The organism is Poseidonibacter ostreae, assembly GCF_009208075.1.
GTDB classification, from domain to species: domain Bacteria; phylum Campylobacterota; class Campylobacteria; order Campylobacterales; family Arcobacteraceae; genus Poseidonibacter; species Poseidonibacter ostreae.
Map to the genome: position 1 here is coordinate 1 of NZ_WFKJ01000063.1, position 10,396 is coordinate 10,396.

General features: G+C 30.4%; 10 protein-coding genes. 5 read left to right on the top strand and 5 right to left on the bottom strand.

Annotated features, from left to right (window positions below; genetic code table 11):
• Positions 1-129: 129 nt before the first annotated feature.
• From GBG18_RS14000 to GBG18_RS14010, 3 genes are all read left to right on the top strand, one after another.
• Positions 130-1,494, top strand: a complete 1,365-nt coding sequence (locus tag GBG18_RS14000) for an IS4 family transposase (protein WP_152192058.1) — start codon at positions 130-132, stop codon at positions 1,492-1,494.
• A 206-nt stretch (positions 1,495-1,700) separates the two neighbouring features.
• Positions 1,701-3,800, top strand: coding sequence for a type I secretion system permease/ATPase (locus GBG18_RS14005; RefSeq protein ID WP_152192060.1), 2,100 nt, complete (start codon positions 1,701-1,703; stop codon positions 3,798-3,800).
• Positions 3,793-5,127: an HlyD family type I secretion periplasmic adaptor subunit gene (locus tag GBG18_RS14010; RefSeq protein ID WP_152192062.1), complete on the top strand. Its 1,335-nt coding sequence runs from the start codon at positions 3,793-3,795 to the stop codon at positions 5,125-5,127. The genes GBG18_RS14005 and GBG18_RS14010 overlap by 8 nt, the downstream gene beginning before the upstream one ends.
• Before the next feature lie 47 nt (positions 5,128-5,174).
• Here GBG18_RS14010 and GBG18_RS14015 read toward each other — a convergent pair whose 3' ends face one another.
• The 3 genes from GBG18_RS14015 to GBG18_RS14025 form a co-directional block, all read right to left on the bottom strand.
• Positions 5,175-7,181, bottom strand: a complete 2,007-nt coding sequence (locus GBG18_RS14015) for a transporter substrate-binding domain-containing protein (RefSeq protein WP_152192064.1) — start codon at positions 7,179-7,181, stop codon at positions 5,175-5,177.
• A gap of 95 nt (positions 7,182-7,276) precedes the next feature.
• Positions 7,277-7,642 (bottom strand): transporter substrate-binding domain-containing protein, encoded by a 366-nt coding sequence (locus GBG18_RS15680; RefSeq protein WP_152192066.1) that lies wholly within the window; start codon positions 7,640-7,642, stop codon positions 7,277-7,279.
• A 49-nt stretch (positions 7,643-7,691) separates the two neighbouring features.
• On the bottom strand, positions 7,692-8,840 hold the full coding sequence (locus GBG18_RS14025; protein ID WP_193311164.1) for a hybrid sensor histidine kinase/response regulator: 1,149 nt from the start codon (positions 8,838-8,840) through the stop codon (positions 7,692-7,694).
• Positions 8,841-8,978: 138 nt separating this feature from the next.
• On the opposite strand from GBG18_RS14025, the gene GBG18_RS14030 reads away from it, so the two are divergent.
• Positions 8,979-9,392, top strand: a complete 414-nt coding sequence (locus tag GBG18_RS14030) for a transglutaminase-like cysteine peptidase (RefSeq protein ID WP_152192070.1) — start codon at positions 8,979-8,981, stop codon at positions 9,390-9,392.
• A 22-nt stretch (positions 9,393-9,414) separates the two neighbouring features.
• Entirely contained in the window at positions 9,415-9,795 is a 381-nt protein-coding gene (locus tag GBG18_RS14035; RefSeq protein WP_152192072.1) for a hypothetical protein, read from the top strand.
• A gap of 31 nt (positions 9,796-9,826) precedes the next feature.
• Here the strand turns inward: GBG18_RS14035 and GBG18_RS15790 are convergent, their stop codons facing one another.
• Together GBG18_RS15790 and GBG18_RS14045 are read right to left on the bottom strand one after the other, a co-directional pair.
• Entirely contained in the window at positions 9,827-9,979 is a 153-nt protein-coding gene (locus GBG18_RS15790; protein ID WP_193311165.1) for an SEL1-like repeat protein, read from the bottom strand.
• Positions 9,946-10,314: a tetratricopeptide repeat protein gene (locus tag GBG18_RS14045; protein ID WP_152192073.1), complete on the bottom strand. Its 369-nt coding sequence runs from the start codon at positions 10,312-10,314 to the stop codon at positions 9,946-9,948. Before GBG18_RS14045 ends, GBG18_RS15790 begins: the two co-directional genes overlap by 34 nt.
• Between the last annotated feature and the right edge of the window lie 82 nt (positions 10,315-10,396).

Genomic DNA, 10,396 nt, shown 5'->3' on the forward strand with positions numbered 1-10,396 from the left:
ACTAAAATACTCAAATTTCGCACATAGATTTCAATAAATCCATCAACTTAAATTGAGTATTAAAGCCCATAAATAGGCACTTTATAGTATAATTTTGTTACCACAACATCAATATACAAGGCTTATTTTATGGAACTTGCAAATTATATCAACTATGCTATGAAGAGTGTATTAAAGAATCCAATCCTTGAAGTTTTAACAGATATAAATATTTTAAAGATACTCAAGCAGAGTAACTTTGTAAAAAGAGAAGTAGGCTATCCGCCATTGCAAATAATCCTGCATTTTCTTTATATGCTAGTGATGCAAAAAAGACAGTCAACTTTTATAAAAAAGAGCGACAGTGCATTTGGTAAAGATACATATTACAGATTTATAAAAGAGAGTCGTTACAACTGGCGAAAGCTTTTATTGTTGAGTGCCAATGCACTTTTACAAAAGATAAAGCCATTGCATAAAAATGGTGAATACAAGTTACTCATTATCGATGACACAGTCGAAGCTAAAAGAGGTAAGTATATTGAGGGAAGCTGTAAATATATCTGGAGTAATAAAGAGCATAGAAGTATAAATGCACTTAATATTGTATCTCTGAATTATGCAGATTCACATTCAACTTTTCAACTTGATTTCTCAATAAAAATGAATGATAGTAAAAGAAAGTCTACATCTGAATTCACAAATAAGCTACATCATAGAAGTAATGCTCATCAGAGAAAGAATGAGATAACCAAAGGTAAAAATGTTCTAGCTATTGAAATGCTTGAGAGATCTCTAGATAATGGTATTGAAGCCGATTATCTCCTTGTAGACAGCTGGTATGCTAAACCAAATTTCATCAAACAAGCTAATGATTTAGGGATGCCAATTATTGCGAGACTTCCAAACAATAAACTTATTTGGAATTTTAAAGGTAAGCATAAAACTCTAAATGCAATCTACAACAGTTTAAAAAATATTCGTCATAAAAATAGTGGTAAGCATGGCAAAATATCTTACAAATATTTCGATGCGATAATAGAACATGCTACTCTTGGAAAAGTAAAATTAGTGTTTCTTCACACTGGCAAAGACTTACTTGTCTTTATCTCTACTGATATAGCCATTTCAGGAAAAAAGGTTTTAGCAACTTACAAGAAAAGATGGAATATTGAGCAAGGAGACAAAGACCTAAGAAGCCTGTTTGGCTTAGGAAAAGAAGAAAATAGAATCTATGAATCCCTTATTGCAAAAATAACACTTTCAATGTTCGCATACAATATTGTAAGTTACATCAATCGGATAAAACATGAGCCACAAACATTAGGAGAACTATTTAGAGATTTAGAATGTAAACTTGAAACTCTTGCTATCTCAATGCAACTCTTTATTCAAATACTTACAAAAATCTCTGAAATCCAAAATGTTGTCAAGGAGAATAAAGATTTGCTACAGATTATAGCTGTGCTCAGTGCTTACACTCAAAAAGAGCTGGGTTTTATGTGCGAAAGTTGAGTAAAATAATTTCTATCAATAAAAAAAATAAAAGGGTGTAGATATACGTTTCTATGCCCTTTTATTTATAGTCTGAATACTAAAACAATCAAAAATAATACTATTTGAGTATCTTTGTGTTAAAAATGATAATAAACACAAATTATGATACTTTTGCAATACTATGTTCAGAAATAATACAAAATATAAAATTATTAGGAACATAAATGTCACTACTAAATACCTTACAGCATACGTGTACTTTATTTGGAATCACTATTTCAAAAGAAGCCTTGATTGACGGTTTAACCATAAAAGACAACGATATTGATATCATAACTTTTGAAAAAGCAGCCAACAAAGCTGGAATCAAAACACGAAAATCACACCTCAAAAAGTTTGAAGATAAGTTTCTTCCTTTGATACTTATTTTAAATGAGGGGAAAGTCTGCATCGTAAAAGAGATATATGAGGATAGGGCAAGTGTTTGTTTTGTCGAAGAGAGTGTTGAAGAGATGGAAATATCACTTGAAGAGTTAAATCAAAGACACAACGGTGAAGTCATACTGTTAAAAAAAGATCTCAAAAGCAAATCTGGAGTATACAAATCACTTGACAATGCCAAACCAAAGGCTTGGTTTTATAGTATACTCAAAGATAATTTTGGAATATATATTCAAGTATTGTTATCTGCTGTTTTTATCAATCTTTTTGTACTGGCTTCTCCTTTATTTACGATGAATGTTTATGACCGAGTTGTTCCTAATAATGCAGTGGATACACTTATTGTAATGGCAGTAGGTGTTTGTATCGTTTATTTCTTTGATATGATACTTAAAATCATACGTTCTTGGTTAATTGGTTTCGCCGGACGTAAAGCAGATGCAAAAATTGGTACGATAATCTTTAATAAACTTTTAAATCTAAAACTAACGTCAAAACCTGCGTATAGTGGTACTTTTGCCAATAATCTGTCTGGTTTTGAGTCTTTACGAGAGTTTTTCACTTCATCAACAGTGGCACTCATCGTTGACTTACCTTTTACTTTTCTTTTTATCTGGGTGATATATTTTATTGGTGGGGCTATGGCAATAGTACCTGTGGTTACGCTTATAGTGGGGCTTGCTATAGCATTTTTATCACAAGCTCCTCAAAGAAGATATATCCAAGAGGCATTTTTACATGATCAGTTTAAGCAAGGGTTATTATTAGAAACGATTACAGGACTTGAAACAGTAAAAAGTACGGGACTTCATGCTAGAATGCGAAGTATGTGGGAAGAAAGTATTGATGTGCTGGCTCATGTCAACGAAAAAAGTCATTTTTTAAACAGCAGTATTAATTATATCTTGGCATTTTTAAATGGAATTTCAAGTGTGGCTATTATCTCTATTGGAGTTTTGGGAGTAAGTAATGGTGAAATAACAATGGGTGCTATTATCGCCGCATCACTATTAAATGGACGTATCAGTGCTCCTGTAACGCAAATTGTTTCTCTTATGGTTCGATTGGAACGCTCAATGTTATCCTTGAGTGTATTGAACAATTTTATGAAAATGCCTGTTGAAAAAGATGAATTTAAAACCTATTTGAGCCGACCCGACTTAAAGGGTGAATTACTTTTTAAGAATGTACAGTTCAGATACAATGAAGAGAGTATTTCAGTATTAAATGACTTAAATTTAAAAATAAATCCCAATGAAAAAGTAGCCATCATCGGTCGAATTGGAAGTGGTAAAAGTACCTTAGCAAAACTGGCGATGAACCTATATGACCCAACAGATGGTTCAGTACTTATTGATGGTACGAGTGCTTCACAAATAGAGCCTGCTGATTTGAGAAAATCTATAGGTTATATGCCTCAAGATAACTTTTTATTTATGGGTACAATTAAAGACAATATCACTTCGGGAACCAATTTTATTGATGATGAGAAACTCATAGCTGCCGCTAAACTTTCAGGGGTGGACAACTTTACGGTTAATCATGAAATGGGCTTTGACCTTGAAGTGGGCGAGAGAGGCGATGGACTTTCAGGTGGAGAGAAACAAGCTGTAGCTCTGGCACGTGCTGTTGTACATGAACCCAACATATTGGTACTGGATGAACCAACCAGTCAGATGGATAATATGACAGAAGCAGGTATTATTTCCAGACTTCAAGAGTTTTGTCAAAATAGAACGTTGATACTTATCACCCATAAGTTTTCGCTGCTTCCTTTGGTGGATAGAATTATCATTGTTGACAATGGACGAGTCGTAGATGATGGACCAAAAAATGTCATCTTAGAAAAATTACACAAAGGGAAGGTAAGAGTAAATGCATAATAAAAATATAAAATTTGTAGACAAAATTGGTTTCTCTGCCTATGAAGATTCAAGCTTAAAAGGAAACTTACTGTTTTTTGCAGTGTTGATTTTTTTGGCTTCTATTATAGTCTGGATAGCTCTGTCTCCTATTGATGAAATCGTAAAAGGTCATGGTAAAGTTATTCCATCTTCTAGAATTCAAAATATTCAAAGTTCAGATGGGGGTACGATTGAAAAGCTTTTAGTCAAAGAGGGATCATTTGTAAAAGCAGGGCAAGAACTACTGCTGATTGATGATGTAAGATTTAGTGCTACTGTTGATGAACTTAAAGAAGATTTATACAGTTTCAGAACACAATTAATCAGACTCTTGGCACAAAGTAATATTAAAGATATTAATAATATTCCAAAATTAATTTTCCCCAATAAATGGAGTGAAAAGGCTTCTTTATATATAAAAAACGAAGAGATATATTATAAAAATAAAATAAATGAACTTAAAAGTCTCATAGAAGTAGAGAACTTAAAATACGAACAAAAGAAGCAAGAATACAATGAAATCAATCGAAAGATTAAAAAATTAAGAGAGAGCCAACACTACATAAAAAAACAATTGGAAATTGTTGTAAAAGGTGTAAAAGATGGATTTATGTCAAAAATTGAAGAATTGAAATTAAAAAAGGAGAACAGCGATAATATCGGAGAATTAGAAATCGCAGAACTGGCGTTAAAGAGATCGCTTAATGCTATAAAAGAGTCAAATGAAAGCAGACAACAACAAATTGATATCTTTAAATCAAACGCCTCAAAAGAGTTAAGTAAACTTGGGTCTGAGATTAAAAAAATTGAAGCCAAACTGATGTCAAGTAAGGACAGAGTAGACAAGTCTATTATTTATTCTCCTGTTGATGGGGTGGTAAACCATGTTTATTTTAATACCATTGGTGGGGTTATAAAACCAGCAGATACGTTAATGGATATTGTTCCTCTTGATGATTCTTTATTGGTTGAAGCAAAAATTGATCCAAAAGATATTGGTTTTATCAGTGTTAAGAATGACATAACTATTAAAGTTACCGCTTATGATTTTTCTATTTATGGCGGTTTGAAAGGTAAAATTGAACAAATTGGAGCTGACTCAATTTTTGATCAGGCGACAAAGAAATATTATTATCAGATATTAGTTCGAACGGATAAAAACTATTTAGGTACCAAAGAAAAACCACTTTTAATAATACCAGGTATGGTATCTGAAGTGGATATAAAAACAGGAAAGAAAACGATTTTGAACTATTTGCTTAAACCTATTACGAAAACTGTCAACAATGCTATGACAGAGAGATGACAAAAATTTATCATCAAGATTCTTATAACCTTGATGATAAATTTATTTTACTTGTCTGTATTTGTTTGATGAATAGGAATACTGATACAAAATTTTGCACCATCTGGAGTATTTTCCACACTGAGTTTTCCATGCATATTTTGTTCCACAATCATTTTGCTCATATACAGTCCCAAACCTGTTCCATTATGACTCTCTTTTGTTGTAAAATAGGGTTCAAAAATTTTATCTAAGATTTTATGCTCTATTCCACCAGCGTTATCGGATATGGAAATTTTCCCATATTTTGTATCTTTTTCCAGTCGAATATTTATGTAGGGATTTTTTGTTTTATTTTCTACCAAAGCATCTTTTGAATTAACAAGTATGTTTAAAATTACTTGAGAAAGCTCATTTGAAAAACCGTATACCATAACATCATCTTTTAAATTTCTTATTATTTCAATTTCATTGTGTCTAAAGCTATCATCTATGAGAGTAATTGTCTGTTGTATTGCGGCATGAAGTGAAAAATTGGATTTTTTCTTATTTGGTTTGAAAAAATCTCTAAAGTCATTAATGGTTTTTGACATTTGTTCTGTTAGTGTTTTAGCTTTTTGTGTTTGTACGAACAGATACTTCTCATCCAATTTCCCGAATGTATATGTTAAATGAATGTTTTGAATGATAAGGCTCACTGCACTTAAAGGCTGTCTCCATTGATGGGCTATCATGCTTATCATTTCGCCCATATCTGCCAGTCTTGACTGTTGTATGAGTAATTGTTCTTGTTGTTTTCTTTTACTTGTCTCTTCTTTACTCTTTATATCAAGGGTATTGTTAAGCTCTTCAAGTTCAAGAGTTTTTAATTCTAAGGATTTTGTTCTTTTTTTAACTCTTCTCTCCAAAGTAGTGTTTAACTCTTTTATTCTTTCTTGTGCTATTTGCAGTTCTTTGTTGTGTCTGTTTAATAAAATATGTTTATATATGAACAAAAGTATAATCACAACAAAAATAAAAATTATTTTCCATAACAAATCATAATCAAAACCTTTTTCATATTTGATTGAAATCCATTTATTTAATATATTTTGTTTGCTATCTTCCTTAAGTGTTGAAATCGCTTTTTGAAAAATATTTAAAAGAATTAAATCATCGTTTCTAACGGCAACTGCCAATTCCCATTTTTCATCAATGGCACCCGTTATTTGTAGGCTTCCTATAAATTTTGTTTGAAACAGATGTGATGCACTGATATTACTGGATATTTGACCAAAAAGTTCACCTTTTTTAACTTTATTGAAACCCTCTTCTAAATCTTTTACTTCTACTATATTTATTTTTGGGTATTTTCCTCTTATGAGTTCATACAGTGCATAATCTTTTTGAATACCAATTTTTTTATTATTTAGATATCTTAAATCCGTTACATAAGGTACATTTGCTTTTGTAATTAAAACTACGGGTACAACTAAATAGGGTGTTCTGAAATTCATATATTCTTTTCTGTTTGGCGTTGCCATGGCTAAAGATAAGATATCACATTTCCTATTTTTTGCATATTCTAAAGATTGGGACCAGGTTTTTGTTTGTACCAACTCGATAGGAATACCAATTTTCTCTTCAAAGATTTTCATATAATCAGCAGCTATTCCTATATGTTTGTTGTTTTTAATTTTTTCAAAGGGCATCCAATTTGGGTCGATACACATAGCTATATTGTTTTTTTTATTTAAATAAATCACTTCTTCATTGGTGAAAATTATTGAGTGTTTTTTGATGTTTACGTTTAACCATTTTTGTATTATTGCGATTTTCTCTTCTTTGGTGATGGATTTAAGACCCTTTTCAATAACAGAGTGTAACACGGGTTTATTTTTATTGGTGAGAATATGAATACCAATAGCTGGGAATGTCTGTTGTGAAACAGATTTTAATCCAGTAATTAGATTGTTTATTAAATATTGTTCTACAATAATTTGGGCATTGTAGTATGCGTCAACTTTACCATTTAGTACCATTTCGATTGCTTCTTGTATATCTTTAGTTTCAACTATTTGAATAGTTGGAAACATTTGTTTAATTTTAGGAATTGTTCCATAACCTTTTATAAACGCAAGTTTTTTATTTTTTAAAGAGGCAAAACCGTTAATAGTAGTATTGTCTTCTTTTACATAAAAAAAATTTTAAATTGATGAACTACTGAACTGTAGTTTGCAAATTTCGCACGCTCTTGGGTAAAAGCTGCAGCGACTATAAGGTCAATGTGACCTTTATTAAATTTTTGAAAAATTTGACTCCAGGTATCTGTGACAACTTTTGTTTTTAAATTGTATTTTTTCTTGATAATGTTAAAAATTTCAGCAAAAATACCATCTATTTCATTATCTTTATTGGTAAAGGTGAGAGGATATGCTTGGTCAGCACTGATAATAATTTCATTGTTTTTTAGCCATTCTTTTTCTTCTGGTGTTAAATCTGATTGATTTGCAAATAGTATATTAAAAAAGAGTAAAAATGCAATAAAATATTTCAAGGAAACCTCCTAATATTAATTTAGTATAAGTTATTTTATCATATTATCATTATATTGTCGGAAGGGTTATTGTAAAAGTTACACCATCTTTTTCATTGTAAACATTTAATTTTCCTTGATGATTTTGTTCTATTATGGTTTTTGACATGTATAAACCTATTCCTGTACCATTTTTTTCTTTTTTTGTTGAAAAGTAGGGTTTGAAGATTTTGTCTATGATAGTATCATTTATTCCCCCACCATTATCAAATATATCAATTTGAGTAGTGTCTTGTAAATCTTTTGTATTGATATTTATCATCATACTTTCTTTAGAATTTTCGAGAAAATTGTCTTGGGCATTATTTAATATATTTAGGATGACATGCATGATTTCATTTTCATAGATATTGATAATATTTGTGCTTTGTAATTGTGTTATAACTGTTATATTATTTGAATCCAGAGATTTTTGCATGATTTTAAGTGAATTTTCTATGGGTTCATTGATTGTTTTTTTTACTATTTTTTTATCACTTTTAAAAAAATTTCTAAAATCGTCAACCGTTGCAGTGAGATTTTGCACATAGTATTCTATTTCATCGAGTTTTTTTTCGAAAAATGATGCTTGTTCTTTTTGTCCTTCTTTGGTATTAAGATCAAATTTATGTGTTTGAAGTTTGTATTTTAGATTGAAAGAAGCTGTTCCAATAGCAGCTAAGGGTTGTCTCCACTGATGTGCTATCATATTAATCATTTCACCCATAGTAGCAAATCTGGATTGTGTCAACATAAGTTGATGTTTTTCTATGAGTCTGTCTTTAAGTATTTTTGGTTCAATCGCTTTGATAAGGCTATCTCTTAACTGATAAATATCAATGGGTTTGAGTACATAAGCACTGACATTTAAATCTATAGATGTTTTTAAAAAATCTGTTTCTTGATGGGCTGTTGTTATAACCACGGGAATAAATTTATCCGTTTTTCGTATCTCTCTTATCATACTTAACCCATCAAGTTTTGGCATTTTTATAACAGTAAGTATCATGTCAATGTTTTGTTTGGAGTTGTTAAACAGCTCCAATCCTTCTAATCCATTGTTTGCAGAGATTACCTTTATCCCAAATAGGTTCAGTGTTTGGACGGTACCTTCTTGTATTTGAAAATCATCTTCTGCATAGAGTATCGTGATATTTTCTAAATCGTTGGCAGTAATCATAAGTTCTTCTTTTATATTCATGAGGATAGTATATATTTATAGAATACTACAAAAGTATCAAAAAATCAATCCCAATTATAAAAATGATACAGTTGAAATACTATTTGTAGATAAAATTCACAAATAGAGGAGAATTATATGAAATGTGACTTAATTAAAAAAATCAGCTATTTTAATATTCTTGAATTTGCAAGTGGCTCTGAAATAAAAAAATTAAACAGAGTAAACAGCTATTTTAATAAATTTAAATATAAAACAGACATCGAAAATTATGCAAAAAATGATTATTGGGCGACAAGAAAAGAATTTATATTCAAAGGGGCTGGAGACTGCGAGGACTATGCTATTGCTATATATACAACGTTACTTGAGTTGGGTATAGATAAAAAGAATATATCTCTTTATTTCTCAAGATACAAAAAGAAATTTCATTTGGTGATTTTATATAAAAAGAATAATGTGAGTTATGCGTTGGATAATACTAATTATCGCATACTGCCTATTAGCAAAAGACCTAATTTGAAGATATTATACGAAGTAAGTCAATCTTAAATCAAACAAACGAGGAACCAGTATGAATAATATTGAAAGTATAGATAATTTAAATAATCACATATTAGAAAATATGATAAACAATAATAAAGATGAGAATAAAATAAAATTTTTTATGAAAATAAATTCGCAAGATTTTAATGAACAATTTATTGTTGTCAAAGAAATAATAAATAAGTTTAAAGTTAAACAAGGTGATGAGATTTCCATTTATGGTTTATGCAAGAGGGATGTAAAAGTTTTTAGAAACAATAACAGTTTGATTTTATTGGCTAATAATGGAAAATCAATTGTATCTTTTGATGAATTTTATAGCAGTATAAGTGAAAACTATATGAAGAATATTCTATCGTATTCGTCTGTTCAAAATAAAGATGATGTACTTATTGTAAAAGTACCTTAACTCTTGAAGCCATCCCATAAATGGGATGTTTTTAGTACTTCCACAGTTCATACTCATTCCAAGCGTTTTTTGCCAGATAGTTACCACTGTCATATGATTTGTTTATCCAAAATTTTGCTTTGGAATAATCTTTGAGTACCTCTATTCCATTTATGTATATGAGTGCAAGTTTATATTGTGCCAAGGAATAACCTTGTGCTGCTGATTTTTGATACCAATATACCGATTGTTCGCGAATAGAATATTTTCCGCAAGTATAAATTGTGATATGGCATGACCATTGTTGGCTGCTTTTTTATGCCAATACAATGCTTTTTGATAATCAACATTGGTTCCTTGACCTTTTTCATACATAATTGCAAGCCAATGTTGTGCCATAATATCTTTACTTGCAGCCTCTTCGAAATATTCTATCGCTTCTGTATAGTCTCCATTATTGTAGGCTTCAATGGCTTTGTCACTTACGTCTGCAAATAGAATAGCGCATAATGCAACTATTAACAAAAATATTCTTTTCATAATTTACTCCTCTTGTCTCGTTCTCTACGGTCAGTATAATATTAGAAGGTATTATAAAAGTATTATTTTTTTCTTATTCTTT

Bases quoted from the DNA above. Each gene is read 5' to 3' on its own strand.
- GBG18_RS14000 (WP_152192058.1), top strand. From the start codon at position 130: ATGGAACTTGCAAATTATATCAACTATGCTATGAAGAGTGTATTAAAG.
- GBG18_RS14005 (WP_152192060.1), top strand. From the start codon at position 1,701: ATGTCACTACTAAATACCTTACAGCATACGTGTACTTTATTTGGAATC.
- GBG18_RS14010 (WP_152192062.1), top strand. From the start codon at position 3,793: ATGCATAATAAAAATATAAAATTTGTAGACAAAATTGGTTTCTCTGCC.
- GBG18_RS14015 (WP_152192064.1), bottom strand. From the start codon at position 7,181: ATGTTTCCAACTATTCAAATAGTTGAAACTAAAGATATACAAGAAGCA.
- GBG18_RS14025 (WP_193311164.1), bottom strand. From the start codon at position 8,840: ATGATTACTGCCAACGATTTAGAAAATATCACGATACTCTATGCAGAA.
- GBG18_RS14030 (WP_152192070.1), top strand. From the start codon at position 8,979: ATGAAATGTGACTTAATTAAAAAAATCAGCTATTTTAATATTCTTGAA.
- GBG18_RS14035 (WP_152192072.1), top strand. From the start codon at position 9,415: ATGAATAATATTGAAAGTATAGATAATTTAAATAATCACATATTAGAA.
- GBG18_RS14045 (WP_152192073.1), bottom strand. From the start codon at position 10,314: ATGAAAAGAATATTTTTGTTAATAGTTGCATTATGCGCTATTCTATTT.